Origin of the sequence: Microbulbifer rhizosphaerae, assembly GCF_014191725.1 — a bacterium.
In the GTDB taxonomy this organism is placed as follows: Bacteria; Pseudomonadota; Gammaproteobacteria; order Pseudomonadales; family Cellvibrionaceae; genus Microbulbifer; species Microbulbifer rhizosphaerae.
This window is the reverse complement of sequence record NZ_JACHWZ010000001.1, coordinates 201,187-223,671: the sequence shown is the minus strand read 5'-3', so window position 1 is coordinate 223,671 and position 22,485 is coordinate 201,187. Positions and strand designations below refer to the sequence as shown.

Below are 22,485 nucleotides of genomic sequence, written 5' to 3'. Positions count from 1 at the left end.
ACGGCGTGCAGTGTAGCGGAATTGAGCGGACAGCGCAGCCGTCACTGCGCTGTCCGGCACCGACTGCAGGTCAGCCGACCTGGTCGGCAACCTTGTCCGCCGCAGACCAGTTGGCGATCACCTTGTCGATATCACCGTGGGTCTGCATCGCCTGGGCGAACTGGCTGCGGAAAGTCTTGCCCAGGTTGACCCCGTTGAGGATCACATTGATCAGCTTCCACTGCCCGGAGCGATTCTGCACCAGGGTGTAGGAGACCTTGGTAACCCCCTCGCTGCTGCGCACCTCCTGCAACACATTGACCCGTTTGCCGCCGGGGGCGGAACCGGGATTGACCACCTTGACCTCCATCTCACCGAAGCTGGCCACGCCGCGGGCAAAGGTGGCCACCAGGTCCTTGCGGAACGCGCTGGCAAAACGCGAGCGCTGTGCGGCGGTGGCCTGCTTGGCGTAGCGCCCCATCACCCCGCGGGCGATGAAGTCGAAATCCACCACCGGCTCCAATACATTGTCCACTGCGCCGTAATAGCGCTGGGGATCCGAGCTCATGTACTGGGCATTGGCGCGAATCACTCCCAGCAGATTCTGGGAGACCCCTTCGATCATGACATACGGGTTCTGCGCGGCACTGGCAAAAGGCGCCCAACAGGCCAACAGCAACACCCAGGCCATCGCTTTCACCCGCGGCAGGAAACCCACTCGGCTGTAGATATTCGATACGGTCACAAAAATTCTCCCATTGGCAAATCGTTCCTTGGATACATACGGCGCACAAAAGTGCCCTCGCGCGCCGTCAGCTTCCCGCCTACACCCGCTGCCCGGCAAAGCCCACAGGGCAAGGCTGACAGCGGCGGCGGCAAACTATACCATGGCGGCGCCCGGCGGTGTGGCGATGCGTCACACCGGTGCAGTGATCTACCGCGCCGTTGCTACAAGGCACCGCATTTCACATCATTCATTATGAGGTTAGCATGTCGGAAGTCTGGCTGGCGGCACCGGCGATCCTGGGAGGGCTCGTCGGGCTGGTGTGGAGCGCCGACCGCTTTGTCGCCGGCAGCGCCGCACTGGCGCTGCAGCTGGGACTGTCGAAACTGGTGATCGGCCTCACCATTGTCTCCCTGGGCACCTCGGCCCCCGAAATCATGGTGGCGATCAGCGCGGGACTGAAAGGGGCCGGCGACCTGGCCGTGGGCAACGCCCTGGGCTCCAATCTGGCCAATATCGGCCTGGTGCTGGGCATCACCGCCCTGGTGGCGCCACTGCCGACTCAACGCCACCTGCTCAGCCAGGAAATCCCCGCGCTACTGGCGGTGACAGCCCTGGCGGGCTTCATGCTCTACGACGCGCGCCTGACATTCGCAGAAGGACTCACCCTGGTCGCTCTGCTGGTACCGCTGCTGTGGCTTACCGTGCGCTCTAAAAAATCGCACCACGGCCCGGAAGAAGAGGACGTGGAAATCCGCGACTACACCACCCTGCGTGCCGCCATCTGGTTCTCCATCGGCCTGGCTGCACTGCTGGTCAGCTCGGAAATACTCGTCTGGGGCGCACGACGCCTGGCCCTGGCGGCGGGGGTCAGCCCACTGGTGATCGGACTCACCGTAGTGGCAGTAGGTACCAGTCTGCCGGAGCTGGCGGCCTCGATCATCAGTGTTCTGCGCGGGCACTTCGACCTGGCCCTGGGCAATATCATCGGCTCCAATGTCTTCAATATCCTCGCCGTGATGTCCGTGCCGGGGATTATCGCCACCACGCAAATGGAAGATGCGGTATTCTCCCGCGATTACCTGGCCATGCTGACGATCACCCTGATGTTGGTGGCGGCGATTGCCGCCAGCCTGTGGCGCCATCCCATCGGGGCGCGCCTCGGCCGGCGCCTGGGCCTCCTGCTGCTGGCCAGCTACACCGCCTATTACTGGCTACTGTTTCATCATTGAAACGGCAGCTCGCAGGTATTCTCTACACTCACAAAATTCACAACAGTAATAGCCCATGACCCAACAAGACCCCATATTGATAGCCGGGCGCCGCACGGTGCTGATGGAAACCGAAGCGGTGGCGGAGCTGGAAAAGCGCATCGACGACGATTTCAAGCGCGCCTGCGAACTCATCCTCCAGTGCCGCGGGCGCGCCATCGTCACCGGCATGGGCAAGTCCGGACATATCGGCCGCAAGATCGCCGCCACTCTGGCCAGCACCGGCACCCCGAGCTTCTTCGTGCATCCGGGTGAAGCCAGCCACGGCGACCTGGGCATGATCACCCGCGACGACCTGGTGATCGCCATCTCAAACTCAGGCTCCTCGGCGGAGGTGCTCACCCTGCTGCCACTGCTCAAGCGCCTGGGTATCCCCATGATCAGCATGAGCGGCAAATCGGACTCGCCGCTGGCACAAGCGGCGGACGCGAACCTGGATATATCCGTGGAAACCGAGGCCTGCCCTCTGGGCCTGGCCCCCACCTCCTCCACCACCGTCACCCTGGTGATGGGCGACGCCCTCGCGGTGGCTCTGTTGGAGGCCCGAGGCTTCACCGCCGAGGACTTCGCCTTCTCCCACCCCGGCGGCGCCCTCGGCCGGCGCCTGTTGTTAAAGGTGGAAGACGTGATGCACGCCGGCGACGAACTGCCCCGGGTGACCCCGGAAACCCTGCTATCCAAGGCCCTTCTGGAAATGACCAGCAAGGGCTTCGGCATGACCACCGTGGTGGACAGCGAGGGGGCCCTGCTCGGCGTCTTCACCGACGGCGACCTGCGCCGGGTAATCGATCACAAAGTGGAACTGGACAGCGCTACCATGGACGAAGTGATGAGCCGCCGCCCCAAGACCGTCTCCGCGAATATCCTGGCCGCCGAAGCCCTGCGTATTATGGAGGACAACAAGATCACCGCACTGGTAGTGGAGGACGAGGCACACCGCCCCAGCGGCTTGCTGCATATGCACGATATACTGCGCGCCGGAGTTATCTAGGCCGGTGGATGCGCTTCGCTTATCCACCCTACGGGACTCGGAATACTGGAATTTTAAGTGAAGGCGCTGATGCCGGGGGCTTTTTGCGGGACGTTGACTCGGGCCATCCATGGCCCTCGCCCTTCGGGCGCCTTCGACGTCCAAAACGGCTGTCCTGCCGTTTTGTCTGCGGCCATGGATGGCCGCGGAGAGCGTACAGGGATGTATTAAAGGGGGGCGCCCAGCCCGTGTCCCGCAAAAAGCCACCGGTAGCAGCGCCGCCCGAAAGCTATTTAAGGACCGCGAATCCGTGACAATCTCTGAAGAAAAACTCAACAGCGCCCTGGCGCGCGTGCGCCATTTGGTACTGGACGTGGACGGCGTGCTCACCGACGGCAGACTCAGCTTCGACAACAACGGCAACGAACTCAAGAGCTTCCACACCCTGGACGGCCACGGTATCAAGATGCTGCAGAAGACCGGCGTGCAGGTGGCCATCATCACCGGCCGGCGCAGCGCCGTGGTGGAGCGCCGCGCCCACGAACTGGGCGTGGGCAAGCTGATCCAGGGGCGCGAAGACAAGTTCACCGCACTGCAGGAGCTCTTTGCCGGTGAGAGCTACCGCCTGGAAGACATGGCCTACGTGGGCGACGACTACCCGGACCTGCAGGTAATGACACGGGTCGGCTGTCCCATCTCGGTCCCCAACGCCGCGCCGGCGGTGCGCGAGCGCGCGCTGTGGACCACCGGGAAACGTGGCGGCGAAGGTGCCGTGCGCGAAGTCTGTGACCGCATCATGCAGGCGCAGGGCACTTTCGAAGCCGCGCTGGCCCCCTATCTCGGAGAAGGCTGATGCGCACTTGGCTGCCACTGGTAATCGTCGTCGCACTCATCAGCCTGGGGCTCTGGTTTGCCGAGAGCCCGCCAGAAGAACTGCTCGGCAAGCGTCCCACACCGCAGCAGCACACCCAGGCCGCAGATCTGGTGATTCGCGACGCGCGCACCCGCCACTTCAATCAGGAGGGCACCCTCGCCTACCGGGTGGACGCCGAGCGCATCACCTACTTCCAGTTCGCCCGCCGCGACCGCGCCGATCTCACCGAGCCACGTATACTCTTCTACCAGGACAAACAGCCCACATGGCATACCGAATCGAAAACCGGAGTGGCTCACAACAACGGCCAACGGGTGGTATTGCGCGGCGATGTAAAAATCGATGAATTGCCGAAGCCCGGCGGTGTCCAATTGCGCACCCAGAGCATCACCATTGAGCCCCGCAAGGAATACGCCGAAACGGACAAAGTTGTTACCATTACCTCCGGTCCCAACCGCACCCAAGGCAAAGGCCTGCGCGCCTATCTGAATGAAGACCGGGTGGAAATCCTCTCCGAGGTAGAAAGTATCTATGAAACCAAATAAGTTCCTGCGGCCGCTCGCCGCCATCTCCGCACTGATCCTGATCGCGCAGGCCATCGCCCTGCCCGGCGATCGCGACCAGCCGATCAAAGTGGACGCAAAACACTTCGAAGGCGATCGCAGCAAAAACCTGTTTGTATACAGCGGCAACGTCGTGATAACCCAAGGCTCATTGCAGATTCGCGCCGACCGGGTGGAAGTCCACGGCAACGCCGAGGGGGAAATCAACCGCGTGATCGCCACCGGCAAACCAGCCCACTTCCAGCAACAGGTCCAGCAGAGCCAGAACCCGGTCAAGGCTCGCGCCGCGCGCATCGAGTACACCGTCAGCTCCGACGAACTGCACCTCTCCGGCGATGCCCACGTGGACCGCGACGGCAACACCCTCACCGCCGAGCGCATCGACTACGACCTGACCAGCGAGCAGATGCAGGCCCGGGGCCAGTCCGGCGACGGGCGGGTGGAAATGATCTGGAAACCGGAAAAGAAAAAGACCGAACAGCAGCCGGGAACCGGCGACGAAAATCAATAGCCAGCAGCCTGTCGGACTCAAGGCTGTCAGATCAACCGGAATTAAAATATGCCAACGCTGAAAGCGTTACACCTCGCCAAGCAGTACAAGAAGCGCAAAGTTGTCCAGGATGTCTCCGTCAGCGTCAGCAGCGGCCAGGTGGTCGGCCTGCTCGGCCCCAACGGCGCCGGCAAAACCACCTGCTTCTACATGATTGCCGGCTTGGTCCAGGCGGATGCCGGCCAGGTGCTGATCGACGACGAGGACATCACTTGCCTGTCCATGCACGGCCGCGCGCGCAAGGGTATCGGCTACCTGCCCCAGGAGGCCTCGGTATTCCGCCGGCTCACCGTGCGCGACAATATCCTCGCCATTCTGGAGACCCGCAAGGACCTGTCCCGCGCCGAACGCCTGCAACAGGCCCAGGAACTGCTGAAGGAATTCAACATCACCCACATCGAGGGCAGTCTCGGCATGGCGCTGTCCGGCGGCGAGCGCCGCCGGGTGGAGATAGCCCGCGCCCTGGCCACAGACCCGGACTTTGTACTGCTGGACGAGCCCTTCGCCGGCGTGGACCCGATTTCGGTCAACGATATCAAGCAGATCATCCGCCACCTGCGGGACAGGGGCATCGGCGTGCTGATCACCGATCACAATGTGCGCGAGACCCTGGATATCTGCGAGACCGCCTATATCGTCAGCGAGGGACACATCATCGCCGCCGGCACCCCGGCGGAAGTGCTCGCCAACCAGCAAGTTCGGGAAGTCTACCTGGGCCACGAGTTCACCATCTAGCCCGTGGCGCGATATCCGGGCTAGCGCCCGCCGGGCGAATTCAGGATTCGCCCTTGCAACTCCACCATTCATCGTCTGACCGAAAAACTCGGCACAGTTTTTGCTTGCAAGCCGTGCCGCAGAGGGTTAGTCTGCAACATCCTGAATTTTCAGATGATTCATCCGCCGGATGCCTTGCAGTTTCTTCTATGAAGCAGTCTCTTCAAATAAAACTTGGCACTCAGCTGACCATGACGCCCCAGCTGCAGCAGGCTATCCGCCTGCTACAGCTCTCCACCCTGGACCTGCAACAGGAAATCCAGTCGGCGCTGGACAGCAACCCACTGCTGGAGACTGAGGGCGAGGAGCCCGCAGAGACAGCCAGGGAGCAGAACACCCAGGAGCAACAGGCCGACAGCGGCGCCGCCAACGGCACAGAGGAGGCTGTCGACAGCGACTGGAACCACGACATTCCCGACGACCTGCCGGTGGATACCCGCTGGGACGACATCTACAGCGGCGGCAGCTATAACGGAGGTGAGGGCGACGAGCTGGCCCTGGAACAGCGCAATTCGGTGCCGGACAGCCTGCACAGCCATCTGCTGTGGCAACTCAACCTCACCCCCCTGTCCGAACAGGACAAACTGATCGGTGAGACCCTGATCGATGCCATCGCCCCAAGCGGCTTTCTCGAGTCCCTCCCGGCGGAACTGGCCCCGGCCCTGAACGCTGAGGAAGACGAAGTCGTCGCAGTACTCAAGATCATCCAGCAGTTCGAACCCGCCGGCTGCGGTGCCCGCGACCTCCGCGAATGCCTGTTGTTACAGTTGCAGCAGCTGCCTGCTAACACCCCCTGGCTGGAGCAGGCGCAGATCGTGGTAGGCAGCTACCTGGACCTGCTGGGCAAGCGCGACTTTCGTCAGTTGAGTCGCCGCACACGTCTGAGCGAAGCACAGCTGGGCGAGGTGGTGCGCCTGATCCAGACCCTGAATCCCCATCCCGGGGAGGCTTTCGGTGGCGAGGAGACCCAGTATGTGGTGCCGGATATCATCGTCAGCCGCAAACAGCAGCGCTGGCTGGTGGAACTGAACCCGGAGACCACCCCAAAACTGCGCATCAACGGCGACTACGCGGCACTGATCAAACGCGCCGACAGCTCCAGTGACAACAACTTTCTGCGCGACCACCTGCAGGAAGCGCGCTGGTTCCTGAAGAGCCTGCAGAGCCGCAACGAGACACTGCTCAAAGTGGCCTCGAGCATCGTGGACAAGCAGCAGGGCTTCTTCGAGCTGGGACCCGAGGCCATGAAACCCATGGTGCTGGCGGATATCGCCGAAACCATCGGCATGCACGAATCCACTATATCCCGGGTCACCACCCAGAAATACATGCTCACGCCCCGCGGCGTATTCGAACTCAAGTATTTCTTCTCCAGCCATGTGAGCACCGACTCCGGTGAAGACGCCTCCTCCACCGCCATCCGCGCCATGATCCGCAAGCTGATCGACTCCGAGGAAGCCCGCAAACCCCTATCCGACAACAAGATCACCCAGGAACTGGACCGCCAGGGCATCAAGGTGGCCCGGCGCACCGTGGCCAAATACCGGGAATCCATGGGCATCCCCTCCTCCAGCGAGCGCAAGCGCCTGGTCTGAGAGACCACTCGCAATAGACCGATGAAACTCCTCTGGTCACAAATTCTCGACCAATATCAGCACCCTGGTCAGTCTTTGCAGGCACCCAATTCCACCCAGCCCGCAACCAACGCCCGAACTTTGAGTGTATCCTTCCATTCTGGCTAACTTCCTAGTAGGGTTGCGGCCCAGACGGGAGCGGCCGGCTAGCGACGCACTCGATGAGGAGAAGTCCATGCAGATCAACATCAGTGGCCACCACGTGAAATTGACCGACCCCATCCGCGACTACTGCCATAGCAAACTGGAAAAGCTCTCCCGGCACTACGACAACATTACCAATGCCCAGGTAATCCTATCGGTTGAAAAACTGACCCAGAAGGCCGAGGCCAGGGTGCAAAGGGCCGAGGCCAGGGTGCACATGAATGGACACGACCTCTGTGCCACCTCTGAAGACAAGGACCTGTACGCGGCCATCGACGCCCTCTCCGACAAGCTGGATCGCCAGCTCAAGAAACACAAAGAGAAGCTGCAGAACCACCGATAAACTATGACATTGGAAGCCCTACTCTCTCCCCGCCTGAGTCTTTGCCACCTGGCGGGGAGCAGCAAAAAGAAATTGCTGCTAAATATTGCCCAGGCCATCGCCGAAGAGAATCCACAACTGGATGCCGACACTATTTTCAACCAGCTCCTCGCCCGCGAGCGCCTCGGCTCCACCGGCATCGGCGAGGGGGTAGCCATCCCCCATTGCCGCCTGCCCGGCTGTGAGCGCCCCATCGGCGTGCTCTGCACCACCGAGCCGGCGATTGATTTCGATGCCGTCGACCGCCAGCCGGTAGACCTGCTGTTCGCGCTGCTGGTACCGGAGGACGCCGAGCAGGAACACCTGGAAACCCTGGCGGAAATCGCCGCCCTGTTCTCCGACAGCCGGGTACGGGAAAAGCTGCGCCAGGCCCAGACCAGCGATGAGCTCTACGCCCTGGCCATCGACAGCGCCGCTGCGGCCTGAATCAGTGACCAATTAACAATGAACGCCTGGCATTGAGCATCAGATACAATCACAGATCATTGATAATTGGTAATCGAAAAAATGCGCTTAGTGATTATCAGCGGCCGTTCCGGCTCCGGTAAAAGCTCCGCCCTGCAACTGCTGGAAGACGTCGGCTTCAACTGCATCGACAACCTGCCAGCCAGCCTGCTGCCAGAACTGGTGCGGCGGGTGCGCGAGCAGCCCCCGGTGGATAACCCCAGACTGGCACTGGGCATCGATGCGCGCAACCTGTGGCAGGATGTACAGCAGGCACCGCGGGTCATCGAGGAATTACGCGAAAGCGGCGTGCAGTGCGATGTCATCTACCTGGACGCCCGCTCACCGGTGCTGGTGCAACGCTTCAGCGAAACCCGACGCAAACATCCCCTCAGCGACAACCGCACCCACCTGGTGGAAGCCCTCAACCGGGAAAAGGAACTGCTCGCCCCGCTGGCGGCCATAGCGGACCTGGTAATCGATACCAGCAGCCTCAGCCTGCACCAGCTGCGCGACCTGGTGAAAACCAGGGTGGTGGGCGAGGAATCGCCGGGCATGGCGATCCTGTTCCAGTCCTTCGGCTACAAGCACGGCGTGCCGGTGGACGCAGACCTGGTGTTCGACCTGCGCTGCCTGCCAAACCCCTACTGGATCGCGGAGTTGCGCCACAAAACCGGCCGCGATCCGGAAGTAATCGAATTCCTGCGCGCACAGCCGGAAACCGGGGATATGGAGCGGGATATCGGCCAGTTCCTGCAACGCTGGTTGCCCTCCTACCAGCAGAGCAACCGCAGCTACACCTGTATCGCCGTGGGCTGCACCGGCGGTCGCCATCGCTCCGTGTATATGGTGGAACAGCTGGCGAAGGCCTTCTCCAGCCAGTTCGATAATGTGCAGGTCCGCCACCGCGAACAATCGCAGTAACCACGTCGAAACAACCCATGCAGAAAAGCCAGATCACCATCATCAACAAGTTGGGCCTGCACGCCCGCGCCGCCAGCAAGTTCGCGCAGACCGCCGCGCGTTTCTCCTCCGATATAAAAGTGCACTGTCGGGGCAAGTGCGTGGACGGCAAGAGCGTGATGGCGCTGATGCTGTTGGCCGCCGGAAAGGACTCTGAACTGGAACTGGAGGTCGACGGCCGCGATGAGGAGGCCGCGCTCAGCGCCATCAGCGAGCTGGTGGCAAACCGTTTCGACGAAGCGGAGTGAAAGTTAATGCGGAATGATGAATGCGGAATGCGGAATAGAGGCCAGCTCCCCGCTGTAGAAACGGCCGTTGACGGCGATCACGCGTTCAGCGCCCATCGATCCCGGCCGCCGGCCGCTCTTACAGCGGCACGGACCACCATTCCGCATTCCGCATTCATCATTCCGCATTGAAGGAGCCTCCGTGCCCAACCCGCCACCGGCTGAAATTCAATTCCGCGCACAGAACCAGTTGAGCGAGCTGTTCGCTGCCCTCGACAGCGGCACCGGACGCGAAGTCCGGCGCATGCTGGGCACTCTCACGCCGCAGAGCATCGCCCAGTTGCTGGAGAGTTCACCGCCGCGGATCCGCCAGGTGATCTGGGAACTGATCGACAAGGAGGTCGAGGGCGAGGTCCTGCAAGAACTCAGCGACGAGGTGCAGAGCCAGATCCTCGCCACCCTGGACACCGAGGAAATGGTGGCGCTGATGGAAGGCCTGCACGCCGACGATATCGCCGACATACTGCAGCAGCTTCCAGAGCGGGTAATGGCGGAAGTGCTCTCCGCCATGAGCGAACGCGACCGCCAGCGAGTGGAGCGGGTACTCCCCTACGACGAGGAGACCGCCGGCGGCCTGATGGACACGGACACCATCTCCGTGCGCCCCAACCTCACCCTCGACGTGGTGCTGCGCTACCTGCGCCGCCACGAGCAGCTGCCGGAATCCACCGACAACCTGTTCGTGGTCAACCGCAAGGACCAGTACATCGGCCTGCTGCCGCTTTCCAAACTGCTCACCACCGACCCCTCGGTCACGGTGCGCGAGGTGATGAACACCGACGTGGAGCCGATACCGGCGGACCTCGCCGACAGCGAGGTCGCGCGTCTGTTCGAGAAGTACGACTGGATTACCGCGCCGGTGGTAGACCAAGACAACCGTCTACTGGGTCGCATCACCATCGACGACGTGGTGGACGTGATCCGTGAGGATGCCGACCACTCCTTGATGAGCCTTGCCGGCCTGGACGAGGAGGAGGACACCTTCGCGCCTATAAGACGCACCGCGCGACGCCGCGCGGTCTGGCTGGGCATCAACCTGCTCACCGCCCTGCTCGCGTCCTGGGTGATCAGCCTGTTCCAGGGGACACTCGACAAGGTGGTGGCGCTGGCAGTGCTGATGCCTATCGTCGCCAGCATGGGCGGCGTGGCTGGCAGCCAGACCCTCACCGTGGTGATTCGCGGCATGGCCCTCGGGCAGATAGGCCGCAGCAACCTGAACTGGCTGCTCTCCCGGGAGCTGGGTTCCGGCGCCCTCAACGCCCTGCTCTGGTCGATGGTGATGGGCCTGGTGGCCGGCCTGTGGTTCGGCGATGCCAGAATTGCCCTGATCATCCTCGCGGCGATGATCATCAACCTGATTACCGCGGCCCTGGCCGGCGCCATACTGCCGGTAGTGCTGCGCGCCATGCGCATAGACCCGGCCCTGGCCGGCGGCGTGGCGCTCACCACTGTCACCGATGTCGTAGGCTTTATGTCCTTTCTCGGTCTGGCGGCCTGGTACTACGGTTAACTGAAGAATGACGAATGACGCAGGGTGCGCCGCGCGCGTACCCGAGACAAACGGTGCGCGGCGCACCTACGGGAAAACAGAATGCACGAATACGACGATTTCGAAGAAGAACAGCCGAAAAGCAAAACCCGGGTAAAAAAGGAAATGCACCAGTTGCAGGACCTGGGCAAACAGCTCACCGAGCTGGGGGCGGCACAGCTGGCGGAGGTGCCGCTGGACCAGGATCTGCGCGAGGCGATCAATACCCTCCACCGCATCAAATCCAACGAGGCCCGCCGGCGTCAGCTGCAGTATATCGGCAAACTGATGCGCGGCGCCGACAGCGAGGCGATCGAGGCGGTGCTGGCCAGGTTCAGGGAGCGGGACCAACAGTATGTCCGTTTCGACAAGATGGCCGAAGACTGGCGCAAGCGCCTTCTGGACGGGGACAAGGCGGCGCAAAGCGAGTTTTTCGATCGCTATCCGCAGGCGGACCACCAACAGCTGCGCCAGTTGATCCGCGACTCGAACAGGGAAATCAAAACCGGCAAACCGCCGGCCAACCAGCGCAAGTTGTTTCGCTTCCTGCGCGACTTATTTATGCAGGAGTCGTAGGGGCGAATTCCGTTCGTCCCTACGTCGTCGATCACTCGCCACTGGTCTCCGCCTGCCACTCGAACAGATTCATCTCGATAAAGAAGAAGGCCACCAGCCATAGAAAGGCGTCCCAGAAATCCAGGACGCTGCCGTTTACCCCCCAGTAGACGGCGCACAGCAGCAGGGTGAAATACAACAGACCTTTCACCACCTGTGAATAACGCATCGCTGCGCCGGACAGTTGGTGGCGCAACTGCAGCCGCACGTCGAAGGCCAGGATCGCCACCACCAGAAGCCAGGCACCGGCGTTGATCACATCGGTCCAGGCCAGCCGCTTGGTCTCCCGCCACACGGCCACCTCCCCCAGCACCCGCGCATCCGCCAGGCGCAGCAACCGGACATCCGCCAGCGCCGCGCAGTTATCCCCAGTGAGGGGGACATAATCGTCCTGCCCCCGCGCCAGCGACCAGTTCCCCTGCGCCGCCAGCTCGCAGACCGGCTGCGCCGTCGGCAGCAGGTGGGTGAGCGAGGACATCTCGGCCACATAGCCATAGAAGGAGTAGACGATAAACAGGTAACAGAAGGCGGACACGGCATTGAGGGACCATTTCACCCAGCCCCGCAGCTTTTCGTCCGCGAGGACGAAGGTCTCCAGCTCGAAGACCATCAGCAGCAGCACCCAGGCCAGGGTATCTATGGCATCGTTGTAGGCTTCGATCACCCTGCCCGTCGGCAAATACGGCACCGGCGGCGGCGTGATTTTCAATAAAGAAGGCGTAGACGTTGTAGGCGAGCAGCAGGTAGACGGTGTACTTGAACACCCGGAACAGGGCATAGCGGTTGACCGGAAACCCGGTCGAAGTGGCAACCTCGGTCATAGCAGCCTCTTTCGTTTTATTTATTGTGCTGAGGGCGCCCACAATATCGAATAATCATTCGGTTTTTGCAACAGTTGGTACGAAATCCAATGCCAGGGAATTGAGGCAGTAGCGCAGACCGGTGGGTTCGGGGCCGTCCTTGAACACATGGCCCAGGTGCTCACCGCAGGCGGACAGCACCTCGGTGCGCTTTATCCCCCAACTGTAATCCTCGCGCAGTACAACATTTCCCGGATAGGCGATGTCCCAGAAACTGGGCCAGCCGGTTCCGGAATCGTACTTGTGCTCGGAACTGAACACGGGCAGGCGACAACCGGCGGTCACATAGATTCCCTTCGCCTCATTGTGCAGCCACTTGCCGCTGAAGGCGCGCTCGGTGTCCTTCTCCCAGAGTATTTCGTACTGGTCTTCCGGCAGCAGCTGGCGCCACACGGATTTGGGAATTTGCGACAGCTCGGTGCCCGCGGCGATATGCGCCTTCGCTTCTTCCACGGTCATGGACTGATCGCGCCCCTCATCCGCCTCGGTGCAGGCGGGCAGCGCGGTGGCGCCCAGGATGAGCGCAAACAGCAGAGTGAACCTGTTCATATTCGAAGCCTCTCTACCACTGGTTCAGAGTCCTTCCCGGCGACCCAGCTCACCCGGCGGGGGGCGGGGACAATTGGCTGGCCTTCGCCGCCGGTTCCCCATCCGGCTGGCCCCGCGCCCGGACGGCTTCGTTGATCTGTTGCTCGGCGACGCTGCCCTGGCGTCGCGCGCCCTCATCGTCGAACAGCCTGTCGAAGCGCACCTGGGGATCGGACCAGTCCCCGCTGATGCGGTAACTGACACTGGCCATTTTATTCATTTGCTTCTTGAACGCCTTGCTGATCAGGTAGACCCCCGCCGCCGCCGGCAGGCCACCCGCCAACGCCGCCACCAGGGCCAGGTTGTTGCTCACCGGCAGGGTGGCCACCAGCGTCAGGTTAAGGTCCTCCCGTTTCAGGTTGACCCGCCCGGCCATCTGCAGCTCGCTGGTGGGTCCCTCCACTTGGATGGGCACGGCGATCAGCAACTGGCCGTCGCCCTCGAATAACACCTCGCCGCGCACCCGGTCGAAGGCCATGCCACTCTGATAGAGATCGGAAAAGTCCAGGCGCAGGCGCCGTGCCCAGGTATCGAAGTTGAACAGCGACAACAGCCGCAGCACCGCGGAGCCGGCGTTGTCTGAGGCGCGCAGGAAGCGCCCCTTGCGGATATCGATTTTCAGGTCGCCGGACAGCAGGTTGCCAGCCACTCGCGCCGGCGAACCGTCCCAGCGCAACGCAGTATCGAAGGTGGCGGATTCGCTCTCGATCGCCGGCTCCTGGCCCCATTGTCGCTGCACATACGCCAGGTCGCCCGCGCGCAGGCGACCGATAAACTGCGACGACTCGCTGCCGTCCTCCGCACGCATCCACATCAATTGGGCACCCAGCCGGTTTGCGCCCTCACCGCGGCCCTCGACGAGCACTCCGCGCAGGGCGCCGCGGATATCGCTCACCACAAGGCGATCGGGGGACGGGCGCAGATGGAATGACCAGCGGCCGAAATCCTCCTCTCCCAGGCGCAGGCTCTCGGTACTGAAATCCACCTGCGGCAGGTCGGCGAAATCGTAGCCCGCCAAGGGGTCCGCCGCCGGCCCGCTCTCTCCATCGGCATCGGCACCTTCCGCTTTCCTCTTTTCCAGTGCCGGCAGGCGCAGGTGGCTCAGTTTCAGCTGTAGCGGCGCCTCCCCGCCGAGCACCCCGCTCAGCCGGCCTGCGGCGGCCTCGCTGTCGAACTGCAGCTGCCAGTCCGCTCCCAGGCCGCGGCCCTGCAAGTGGATATGGTCTATCCCAGCGGCACCCAGCTGCAGCCGATCGGTACTCAGGTCCAGAGTCACCGGCAGGGGCGCCGGTTCCGGCGCTGTCGTCTCCCCGGTGGTCCTTCCGTCTCCATCGTAGACAGCCAGCAGCTGACGCCAGCGCGACAGATCCACCCGGGGCAGATCCCCGGTAATCGCCAGGCTGCGCTCTCCAGGGAGGCGGGCCTCGGCGTTGAGTGCGATGGCGGCGCGCTCTAGTTGGCCGTCCACCTTCCAGAAACGCCCCTGAAGGTGTTCACCGTAATCCAGGTGATAGAGGCTGCCCTCGGCGCCCACGGGCACCCGCAGTACGAAGTGAGTCTTGTCTTCCGCGAGCTTGCCCAGCGGCGCGGGCAGCTTCACCGACACCCCGGCCAGGTCGGACGTCAGTTCCAGCACCGCCGAATAGGGTTTGTCCTTGGCCTGCGCGGGTATGGTCACCAGGGCGCGGTAGTCGAAATCACCCTCAAGCCAATCCATCTCGGGCCGGCCGCTCCACTCCCCCACCGCCGCAGCGCTGTTGCGCCCGGTCACCACCACCTGGGTATCGCGCATCTCTCCCGCTCCCAGGTGCTGCACCCTGGCCTCCAACTGGCGACCCCAGAGGTCACCGCTCAGGCGGGTACCCTCGAGACCGGCGTCGCTGTCGTAGTGCACCCGCCCTCCCAGGCCGGTGATATCCAGCCTGAGATCCTGGAGGCTCAGGGCACCGCCCTGCAACTCCAGTTCCACATTCTGCCGCGCCGGCAACGGGGCGCCGCCCAAGGGCTGGGACAGAGTCAGCTCACCGCTGATCCCCCCGTCCAGTTTCCAATCGTCGAAGGCGGTGCCCAATCGTTCGCGCAGGGGTGACTGCCGCAGCAGCTTCAGGCCGTCGGCGGCGGGCCCGGACAGCTGTGCACGCACCCCCAGCAACGAGCCCTCGCCCACGGCGCTGGGGGTCACTCCCACCTCGATCTGCCGTGCATCGATGTTCCAGAGCTTGGCTTTACTGGCGTTGACCACCACCCGGTCGTCGTCGACCAGCAGCCGCGCATCCACCTCCCGAGCCGCGGGCCAGCCGCGGGCGTAGTCCAGCTCGCCGCCGGCCAGGTTCGCCGCCAGTTGTACCGTCTGCCGCTCCGGGTGGCGGCCCAGTTGCAGCAGCGCCTCCCTGTCGCCCTCGCGATAGGACGAGCCCCGGTAGACAAAGCCTGCGCTGGTTACCCGGCCGGGATTGCTCTCTCCCAAACCGCGATTCAGCCAGTCGCGCAGGTCGTCGCTCAGGGTGTAGGGCACCAGTGCTTCCTGCGCAGTAACCGGCGCATCGCGCAGGCCCAGAGCCAGGGTTAATTCGACGGCGCGGCTGTGGGGAACGAAAGGCAGCTCCAGCAAAAACTGGCCGGCGATTTCGCCCTCGTCACTGTGCAATTGCAGCCGGCCTGAATTGACCGTCACCGCATTGCCCTCGCGGTCCACGTTCCAGGCCACAGTGCCGCGGGCGCTGTGAAAACGGAAAGGCTCTTTGTAGAGCTGCGGGAAATACGCGCTGAAACCCTCGCCGCTGTTCAGTTCCACCCGGCCGTTGGCGCCATTCAGTTGCAGATAGCCATCCAGCCCTTCCACGGCTGGGGCACCGCGATGGGCCCCCGCGGCGATATCGTGCAACTGGGCGCCGAGGGTTATCTGCCCATCCGCACTGCGGGCGAGTTGGATGTTGTTCAATTGGCCGCTGGGCTCGAGCGCCTCGAGCCATTCCGCGGCATGTTCCGGGAGACACTCCAAGCGCTGCAATATCTGGCTCCAGGCGGCCAGCTCGAGACTGTCCAGGGACAGTTGCAAACCCGTCTGCTCACTGCCGCGGGCCTGAAGATTGAGAGGGGGCATTTCCAGGTCGCGCCAGTCGACGCGAATACTCTGCAACGCCAGCTGCCAGCTACCTTCCGGCTGCCAGTTGCCGGATATATCACCGGAGAGGGATTGCAGCGGCTCCATCAGCGCCGGTTTACTGGGAGTTTCATCGCCCTCCGGCACGTCGCCCCCTGCCCGGGCCAGGTCCATGCGGCCCAGGAGGCGGTAGCCCTGCTTGCCGCCACCCTTCAGCCACAACCGCCCCTGCGCCAGCTTGCGCCCGTTCCAGTGGTATTTTTCCGGCAGGGGAGTCAGCTGATGCAGCAGAGCGACGATGTCCTCGTCCACCAGCAGTTCGTTCAGTTGGAGATAGCCATTGAGGGAAAAGCGGGACTTACTCCGGGGATTACCGCGCCCCTCCAGTACCAGGCGCAAGGTCTCGCCGTGGGCCTGTTCGGCATGAGGGACCGTCGCAATACTGCCCGGCTCGCCGGCGGCGCGGGAAATAAACGCGCGCGCGCTCAGTCGGTGGAAGGAGCCGCTGTTCTCCAGCAGTACTTGGGGCAGCTCGATCTGGGCCGCCTGGCCTTCGGGCAGACGCAGGGTGAAACTGGCGTTGCGCACCTGCACTTTGGGACCCAACAGGAAGATGCGGGCCGGGTCTCCCAGGTGCAGTTGCCCGGCTTCTCCCCGCGGGGTTTCTCCCGGGGCGGCGGGCGGAAAGCCGTCTATATGCCAGCCGCCGTCGGCTGTGCGACTGAGTTGGGCGCTGAAGTCATCCACCTGCAGATTCTTCCACACCAACTCGCGGTTCCACAGGCTGGCCAGCAGGTCCAGGTGGAAGAGGCCGTAGCCCATGTGCACCTCGCCCTTCTCCCCCAGGCGCAGGCCATCCACCTGCAGGGCCACTTCCAGGGCCTGCCAACGCAGGGATAGGCCCTGCATCTCCACCGGGGCGCCGAGGCGCTGGGACAACCAGTCGCTGATCTGCGGTCGATACTCCTCCACCTGGGGCGAGAGGATTCGCCCGGTCTGCACCAGGATGGCGAGCCCGATCACCAGCGCCACCGCCAGCAGCCAGACCTTGCGCGCGAAAAGGCGGAGCCAGCAGATCATTTGGGGGCTCCGGATTCGAGGCTCGGGACCGCGAACCATCGGGACCCTGGAGCGCCTGCAAGCCGGCGTCGATGGAGCAGATTGACGGGCGCAGCGGAGTCGGGGGGCGGACAATGGTCTGCGCCCCGACACAAATTCCTTACGCGTTCCCGGGTTCCGGGTCCCAGGTCCCGGGCCCCTGACCTATACCAGAACAATGTCATACTGCTCCTGGTTGTAGATAGGCTCCACCTGAAACTGTATCGGCCGTTCGATAAATTCTTCCAGATCCGCCACATTGGCCGATTCTTCGTCGAGCAGCAAATCGATCACCACCTGGCTGGCCAGTACCATGATCTTTTCGCTGTCGTAAGCCCGCGCCTCGCGGATAATTTCGCGGAAGATTTCATAACACACCGATTCCGCGCTCTTCAGGGTGCCGCGGCCCTCGCACACCGGGCAGGGTTCGCAGAGTATCTGCCCCAGGCTTTCTCGGGTGCGCTTGCGGGTCATCTCCACCAGCCCCAGCTCGGATACGCCGGTGATACTGGTCTTGGCGTGGTCCCGCTCCAGCGTTTTCTCCAGGGTGCGCAGCACCTGGCGCTGGTGCTCCGGGTCCCTCATATCGATGAAGTCGATAATGATGATGCCACCCAGGTTGCGCAGGCGCAGCTGGCGGGCAATGGCCGTGGCCGCTTCCAGGTTGGTCTTGAAGATAGTCTCTTCCAGGTTGCGATGGCCCACGAAGGCGCCGGTATTGACATCGATAGTGGTCATCGCTTCGGTCTGTTCGACGATCAGGTAGCCGCCGGATTTGAGCGTGACCTTGTTGTGCAGCGCCTTGCGGATCTCCTCCTCCACACCGTAGAGGTCGAACAGCGGCCGCTCCCCGGGATAGTGCTCCAGGCGCCCGGCGATTTCCGGCGCGTACTTGCCGGCAAATTCCACCGCGCGGCCGTGAGCCTCGCGGGAGTCGATGCGGATTTTCTCCGTGCAGGGGCGCGCCAGGTCGCGCAGGGCGCGCATAAACAGGGGCAGGTCCTCATAGATCCCCGAGGGCAGCGGGCGGGTGTCGATGCGCTGCTCCAGATCCGCCCACAGTTTGTAGAGGAAGGGAATATCCCGCAGAAGTTCGCCCTCGCTGACCCCCTCGGCCACGGTACGCAGAATAAAGCCGCCGTCCCCGGACTGCCCGGATTCCGCCAGCTTGGCGGAGGCCTGCTCCACCAGTCCGCGCAACCGCTCGCGCTCGCCCTCGTCCTCGATACGGTTGGAGATACCGATATGGCGGGTCTGTGGCATGTACACCAGATAGCGGGCCGACACCGACAGGTGGGTGGTGAGGCGCGCGCCCTTGCTGCCAATGGGGTCCTTGACCACCTGCACCACCAGCGGCTGGCCCTCGCGCACCAAAGCGCGGATATCCGCCACCTCCGCCGGCTCGCGGGACTCCATGCCCTCCTCGTCCAGGGGCGCGATATCCGAGGCGTGGATAAAGCCGGCCCGCTCCAGGCCGATATCCACGAACGCCGCCTGCATGCCGGGCAATACCCGCACCACCTTGCCCTTGTAAATGTTGCCGACGATGCCGCGACGCGCGCTGCGCTCCAGGTAGACCTCCTGCAGCACACCGTTCTCCACCAGCGCCACACGGGTCTCCGTGGGCGCCACATTGATCAACAGCTCTTCGCTCACGTCCTGTCCTTCCCGCTCAAGCCTGTCTCCTCCTCGCTCAAGGCTGTCTCCCCCCGCTCAAGGCTGTCTCCTCACACCAGTAGGGAATGGCAGCCTTTTCCAGCATCGGCACCAGCGCCTCCAGGGGCAGACCCACCACATTGCTGTAACTACCGCTGATGGACTCGACCAGCGCCGCACCCAGGCCTTGAATGCCGTAGCCACCGGCCTTGTCCAGCGGCTCGCCGGTATCCCAGTAGGCCCGGATCTGTTCATGGTTCAGATGTCGAAAGCGCACCCGGGTTTCCACCAGGCGGCTGAACTGACGCTCACTGCCGCGCAGGCAGACAGCGGTCAACACTGAGTGCTCGACGCCTGACAGGGCCAGCATGGTGGATTCGAAATCGGCGAAATCCCGGGGTTTTTCCAGTACCCGATCGCCCGCCAGCACCAGGGTATCGGCACCCAGAGCCCAGAGGGAGGCATCCGGCGCCCCGGCCGCTTCCAGGCCGGCGGCGGCCTTCTCCCGCGCCAGACGCTGCACATAGTCCTGCGGAGTCTCGCCTTCGGCGCGGATCTCGACCACAGAGGGGGCTACGCGGGTGAAGGGCACGGCGATCTGCGCCAGCAGCTGCGCGCGGCGCGGGGAACTGGAGGCGAGGAGAAGTCGGCTGTCGGCGGGAGAATTACGCACTGATCACTACTTATGGTTATTTCCGTTGATGGCCCAGCGACATTATAACGATATTGTTCGAAAAATAACCGCCTCTTTACCCGCGTTTACTCAGAGACTGTTCACAGTCCGGCGTTTCCGGGCGTGATCCGGGCCGTTTACCGGACCTGCAGGCGCCCCGCCGTCAGTTCCAGCCAGGGAGCCATCCAGGGCCACAGCAGGGCACTGGTCACCGCCGGCCAGAGGAAAGTCAGGCCGGGCACCGGCTTGCCCGCGAGGCTGTGTACCCAGTTGCCCGCCACCTGGTTGATCCCCACCAGTACGAACACCCACAGCAGTTGCTGGGCCGGGTTGAAAGCGCGGGTGCGGCGGTAGGTGAGCAAACTGAAATAGGCCAGTACCGCCAGCGCCAGCGCGTGGGTACCCAGGGTGGCGCCGGTGACCAGGTCCTCCAGCAGCCCCACCACCCAGGCGAAGCCCACCCCCAGGCTCTGCGGCATCCGCGAGACCCAGAAAATCACCAGCAGCGCCGTGAAGGCCGGGCGGAACCACAGCCAGTTCTGCGGCAGCGGCATCACCGCCAGTAGCAGCGCCATTAGTACGGTGACGGCGATAAACCAGCGGTTATTCGCCTCCACCGGACGGCTCCCCTTCGCTGATCACCGCCAGCACGAAGCGACTGCGGTTCATGCGCCCTCGGGGCAGTACTTCCACCTCGGCGAAGGCCCGGCCCGGGTCCCGTTTCACCGAGATCACCTCGCCCACCGGGTAGCCGGCGGGGAAGCGCCCGCCGAGGCCGGAACTGAGCAGCAGGTCGCCCTCGCGGATATCGCTGGTATTGGCCAAGTGGCGCAGTTTCAGCCGGTACAGATCGCCGGTGCCCTCGGCCACCGCGCGCACACTGTTGCGCAGCACCTGCACCGGCAGCGCGTGGCTGGCATCGGTGATCAGCAGGACCCGGCTCACGGAGTCCCCCGCCTCGATCACCTGCCCCAACAGGCCGCTGGCGTCCATGATCGGCGTGCCCTGCTGCACGCCGTCGTCGCGGCCTTTGTCGATCATCAACACATGCTGCAGCGGGTCCGGGGACACACCGATTACCTGCGCCACCAGCACCCGTTCGTCGACGGATTCCGCGGAGTTCATCAATTCTTTCAGCTGGGTGTTTTCCGCCTTCACCGCCGCCAGCAGTTGGCTGCGCTGTTCCAGCAGCAGTATCTGGCGCTTGAGGCGGCTGTTCTCCTCCAACAGCTCCTCACGGGTGCGCAGTTGCTCGCCCGCCCAGTCGCCGACACGCTCGGGAGCACCGGTGATCCAGTAGAAAGGGGCGGCCAGGTCTGCGGCGCGCTCGCGCAGCGGCTGTAGCCAGTCGGTGTAGAGACCGATAACAATCAGTGCGGCCGCCACCAGGCCCAGCACGAGGATGCGGGACTCCGGCGATGGGCCGCGGGTAAATAGCGGTTTAATATCCAGACTCCGTTCAGATGACAGAGGATCGAAGACAGATTGTTATTGTACTTTGCAGGAGCGGCGGGGCGGCCAGCGGCAATGGCCGCCCCGCCGCTCCTACAGGGAAGAGCCGATTAGTTGGATACCAGATATAGACGGCTCTTGTCCATCATATCCAGCGCCTTGCCGCCGCCGCGGGCGACACAGGTGAGCGGGTCGTCGGCGACGATCACCGGCAGGCCGGACTCCTCCATCAGCAGGCGGTCCAGGTCGCGCAGCAGCGCGCCGCCGCCGGTGAGCACCATGCCGCGCTCGGCAATGTCCGAGGCGAGTTCCGGCGGCGACTGCTCCAGCGCGCTCTTCACCGCCTGCACTATGCCGGTGAGAGGCTCCTGCAGAGCCTCGAGGATTTCGTCGGAATTCAGGGTAAAGCTGCGCGGCACCCCCTCCGCCAGGTTGCGCCCGCGCACGTCGATCTCGCGCACCTCGCTGCCGGCGTAGGCACAGCCGATCTCCTCTTTGATACGCTCGGCGGTGGCATCGCCGATCACACTGCCGTAGTTACGGCGAACGTAGTTGACGATGGCCTCGTCGAAGCGGTCGCCGCCGATACGCACGGAATCGGAATAGACCACCCCGTTCAGGGAGATGATGGCAATCTCGGTGGTGCCGCCGCCGATATCCACCACCATGGAGCCGCTGGCTTCCTCCACCTTCAGCCCGGCGCCGATAGCCGCCGCCATGGGCTCCTCAATCAGCCACACCTCGCGGGCGCCGGCGCCCATGGCTGATTCCCGGATGGCCCGGCGCTCCACCTCTGTGGACTGGCAGGGCACACAGACCAGCACCCGCGGGCTGGGGCGCATCCAGCTGTTCTCGTGCACTTTCTTGATAAAGTGCTGCAGCATCTTCTCGGTCACCTGGAAATCGGCGATCACCCCGTCCTTCAGCGGCCGGATAGCGGTGATATTGCCGGGAGTCCGGCCGAGCATGCGCTTGGCTTCCACCCCCACGGCCTCGACGATCTTCTGGCCGTTGTAGTGACGGATGGCGACGACTGAGGGTTCATCCAGGACCACGCCGCGATCGCGGACGTAGATCAGCGTGTTGGCGGTCCCCAGGTCGATAGACAGATCACTGGAGAACATGCCCCGCAAACGTTTAAACATGGAATTCGGTTACCTTGTTCTAATTACAGCGCCCGGGGCGGGCGAAGTAGACGCGGATTCAGGCGTCGTTAAAGCCTAGTTAGTCCGCGCGGAAAATTCTGAGTTCCGGGCCGCATTTTCAAGGCTCCGGGGCCGGCGGTGCACAGACCCCGGCCAGAATCGGCAAACTCTAACAACGGCGGGGATTCAGGGCAAGGCGCGAATATGC

At 63.4% G+C, this 22,485-nt stretch carries 22 protein-coding genes; 13 read left to right on the top strand and 9 right to left on the bottom strand.

What is annotated here, in order from left to right; genetic code table 11:
- Positions 1–70 precede the first annotated feature (70 nt).
- Complete coding sequence (locus FHS09_RS00850; RefSeq protein WP_343057364.1) at positions 71–724, bottom strand: MlaC/ttg2D family ABC transporter substrate-binding protein; 654 nt, start codon at positions 722–724, stop codon at positions 71–73.
- A 245-nt stretch (positions 725–969) separates the two neighbouring features.
- Between FHS09_RS00850 and FHS09_RS00845 the strand changes: the two genes are divergently transcribed.
- The 13 genes from FHS09_RS00845 to yjgA all read left to right on the top strand — a co-directional run bounded on the left by FHS09_RS00845 (position 970) and on the right by yjgA (position 11,663).
- Positions 970–1,935, top strand: a complete 966-nt coding sequence (locus FHS09_RS00845) for a calcium/sodium antiporter (RefSeq protein WP_183455706.1) — start codon at positions 970–972, stop codon at positions 1,933–1,935.
- Positions 1,936–1,990: 55 nt separating this feature from the next.
- Complete coding sequence (locus tag FHS09_RS00840; RefSeq protein WP_183455704.1) at positions 1,991–2,965, top strand: KpsF/GutQ family sugar-phosphate isomerase; 975 nt, start codon at positions 1,991–1,993, stop codon at positions 2,963–2,965.
- 295 nt (positions 2,966–3,260) lie between these two features.
- Positions 3,261–3,797: a KdsC family phosphatase gene (locus tag FHS09_RS00835; RefSeq protein WP_343057376.1), complete on the top strand. Its 537-nt coding sequence runs from the start codon at positions 3,261–3,263 to the stop codon at positions 3,795–3,797.
- A complete protein-coding gene (lptC, locus tag FHS09_RS00830) occupies positions 3,797–4,363 on the top strand; it encodes an LPS export ABC transporter periplasmic protein LptC (protein ID WP_183455700.1) in 567 nt (188 codons plus the stop codon). The genes FHS09_RS00835 and lptC overlap by 1 nt, the downstream gene beginning before the upstream one ends.
- Positions 4,350–4,892, top strand: coding sequence for a lipopolysaccharide transport periplasmic protein LptA (lptA, locus tag FHS09_RS00825; protein ID WP_183455698.1), 543 nt, complete (start codon positions 4,350–4,352; stop codon positions 4,890–4,892). Before lptC ends, lptA begins: the two co-directional genes overlap by 14 nt.
- 48 nt (positions 4,893–4,940) lie before the next feature.
- A complete protein-coding gene (lptB, locus tag FHS09_RS00820; RefSeq protein WP_183455696.1) occupies positions 4,941–5,666 on the top strand; it encodes an LPS export ABC transporter ATP-binding protein in 726 nt (241 codons plus the stop codon).
- Between the two features lie 188 nt (positions 5,667–5,854).
- Positions 5,855–7,300: an RNA polymerase factor sigma-54 gene (locus FHS09_RS00815; RefSeq protein WP_183455693.1), complete on the top strand. Its 1,446-nt coding sequence runs from the start codon at positions 5,855–5,857 to the stop codon at positions 7,298–7,300.
- Positions 7,301–7,514: 214 nt separating this feature from the next.
- The gene (hpf, locus tag FHS09_RS00810) at positions 7,515–7,826 is read left to right on the top strand and encodes a ribosome hibernation-promoting factor, HPF/YfiA family (RefSeq protein WP_183455692.1); all 312 of its coding nucleotides are present in this window, start codon (positions 7,515–7,517) and stop codon (positions 7,824–7,826) included.
- A 3-nt stretch (positions 7,827–7,829) separates the two neighbouring features.
- Entirely contained in the window at positions 7,830–8,291 is a 462-nt protein-coding gene (ptsN, locus tag FHS09_RS00805; protein WP_183455690.1) for a PTS IIA-like nitrogen regulatory protein PtsN, read from the top strand.
- A gap of 81 nt (positions 8,292–8,372) precedes the next feature.
- Positions 8,373–9,233, top strand: coding sequence for an RNase adapter RapZ (gene rapZ, locus FHS09_RS00800; RefSeq protein WP_183455688.1), 861 nt, complete (start codon positions 8,373–8,375; stop codon positions 9,231–9,233).
- 17 nt (positions 9,234–9,250) lie between these two features.
- Positions 9,251–9,520, top strand: a complete 270-nt coding sequence (locus tag FHS09_RS00795; protein WP_183455686.1) for an HPr family phosphocarrier protein — start codon at positions 9,251–9,253, stop codon at positions 9,518–9,520.
- Positions 9,521–9,701: 181 nt separating this feature from the next.
- Entirely contained in the window at positions 9,702–11,069 is a 1,368-nt protein-coding gene (gene mgtE / locus FHS09_RS00790; protein ID WP_183455684.1) for a magnesium transporter, read from the top strand.
- Positions 11,070–11,150: 81 nt separating this feature from the next.
- The gene (yjgA, locus tag FHS09_RS00785) at positions 11,151–11,663 is read left to right on the top strand and encodes a ribosome biogenesis factor YjgA (RefSeq protein WP_183455682.1); all 513 of its coding nucleotides are present in this window, start codon (positions 11,151–11,153) and stop codon (positions 11,661–11,663) included.
- Between the two features lie 31 nt (positions 11,664–11,694).
- On the opposite strand, the gene FHS09_RS00780 is transcribed toward yjgA, so the two are convergent.
- From FHS09_RS00780 to FHS09_RS00745, 8 genes are all read right to left on the bottom strand, one after another.
- Complete coding sequence (locus FHS09_RS00780) at positions 11,695–12,381, bottom strand: hypothetical protein (RefSeq protein WP_183455680.1); 687 nt, start codon at positions 12,379–12,381, stop codon at positions 11,695–11,697.
- A gap of 196 nt (positions 12,382–12,577) precedes the next feature.
- A complete protein-coding gene (msrB, locus tag FHS09_RS00775) occupies positions 12,578–13,111 on the bottom strand; it encodes a peptide-methionine (R)-S-oxide reductase MsrB (protein ID WP_183455678.1) in 534 nt (177 codons plus the stop codon).
- 49 nt (positions 13,112–13,160) lie between these two features.
- Positions 13,161–17,333: a YhdP family protein gene (locus FHS09_RS00770; protein WP_183455676.1), complete on the bottom strand. Its 4,173-nt coding sequence runs from the start codon at positions 17,331–17,333 to the stop codon at positions 13,161–13,163.
- 183 nt (positions 17,334–17,516) lie between these two features.
- A complete protein-coding gene (gene rng, locus FHS09_RS00765) occupies positions 17,517–19,007 on the bottom strand; it encodes a ribonuclease G (RefSeq protein ID WP_183455674.1) in 1,491 nt (496 codons plus the stop codon).
- Positions 19,008–19,044: 37 nt separating this feature from the next.
- The gene (locus FHS09_RS00760) at positions 19,045–19,680 is read right to left on the bottom strand and encodes a Maf family nucleotide pyrophosphatase (protein ID WP_183455672.1); all 636 of its coding nucleotides are present in this window, start codon (positions 19,678–19,680) and stop codon (positions 19,045–19,047) included.
- 137 nt (positions 19,681–19,817) lie between these two features.
- Complete coding sequence (gene mreD, locus FHS09_RS00755) at positions 19,818–20,297, bottom strand: rod shape-determining protein MreD (RefSeq protein ID WP_183455670.1); 480 nt, start codon at positions 20,295–20,297, stop codon at positions 19,818–19,820.
- Positions 20,284–21,126, bottom strand: coding sequence for a rod shape-determining protein MreC (gene mreC, locus FHS09_RS00750; protein WP_183456096.1), 843 nt, complete (start codon positions 21,124–21,126; stop codon positions 20,284–20,286). Before mreC ends, mreD begins: the two co-directional genes overlap by 14 nt.
- A 116-nt stretch (positions 21,127–21,242) precedes the next feature.
- Positions 21,243–22,277 carry a rod shape-determining protein gene (locus FHS09_RS00745; RefSeq protein ID WP_091386284.1) on the bottom strand — a complete coding sequence of 345 codons (1,035 nt, stop codon included), beginning with the start codon at positions 22,275–22,277 and terminating at the stop codon, positions 21,243–21,245.
- Between the last annotated feature and the right edge of the window lie 208 nt (positions 22,278–22,485).

Bases quoted from the DNA above. Each gene is read 5' to 3' on its own strand.
- FHS09_RS00845 (WP_183455706.1), top strand. From the start codon at position 970: ATGTCGGAAGTCTGGCTGGCGGCACCGGCGATCCTGGGAGGGCTCGTC.
- FHS09_RS00840 (WP_183455704.1), top strand. From the start codon at position 1,991: ATGACCCAACAAGACCCCATATTGATAGCCGGGCGCCGCACGGTGCTG.
- lptC (WP_183455700.1), top strand. From the start codon at position 3,797: ATGCGCACTTGGCTGCCACTGGTAATCGTCGTCGCACTCATCAGCCTG.
- lptA (WP_183455698.1), top strand. From the start codon at position 4,350: ATGAAACCAAATAAGTTCCTGCGGCCGCTCGCCGCCATCTCCGCACTG.
- lptB (WP_183455696.1), top strand. From the start codon at position 4,941: ATGCCAACGCTGAAAGCGTTACACCTCGCCAAGCAGTACAAGAAGCGC.
- FHS09_RS00815 (WP_183455693.1), top strand. From the start codon at position 5,855: ATGAAGCAGTCTCTTCAAATAAAACTTGGCACTCAGCTGACCATGACG.
- hpf (WP_183455692.1), top strand. From the start codon at position 7,515: ATGCAGATCAACATCAGTGGCCACCACGTGAAATTGACCGACCCCATC.
- ptsN (WP_183455690.1), top strand. From the start codon at position 7,830: ATGACATTGGAAGCCCTACTCTCTCCCCGCCTGAGTCTTTGCCACCTG.
- rapZ (WP_183455688.1), top strand. From the start codon at position 8,373: ATGCGCTTAGTGATTATCAGCGGCCGTTCCGGCTCCGGTAAAAGCTCC.
- FHS09_RS00795 (WP_183455686.1), top strand. From the start codon at position 9,251: ATGCAGAAAAGCCAGATCACCATCATCAACAAGTTGGGCCTGCACGCC.
- yjgA (WP_183455682.1), top strand. From the start codon at position 11,151: ATGCACGAATACGACGATTTCGAAGAAGAACAGCCGAAAAGCAAAACC.
- msrB (WP_183455678.1), bottom strand. From the start codon at position 13,111: ATGAACAGGTTCACTCTGCTGTTTGCGCTCATCCTGGGCGCCACCGCG.
- FHS09_RS00770 (WP_183455676.1), bottom strand. From the start codon at position 17,333: ATGATCTGCTGGCTCCGCCTTTTCGCGCGCAAGGTCTGGCTGCTGGCG.
- FHS09_RS00745 (WP_091386284.1), bottom strand. From the start codon at position 22,277: ATGTTTAAACGTTTGCGGGGCATGTTCTCCAGTGATCTGTCTATCGAC.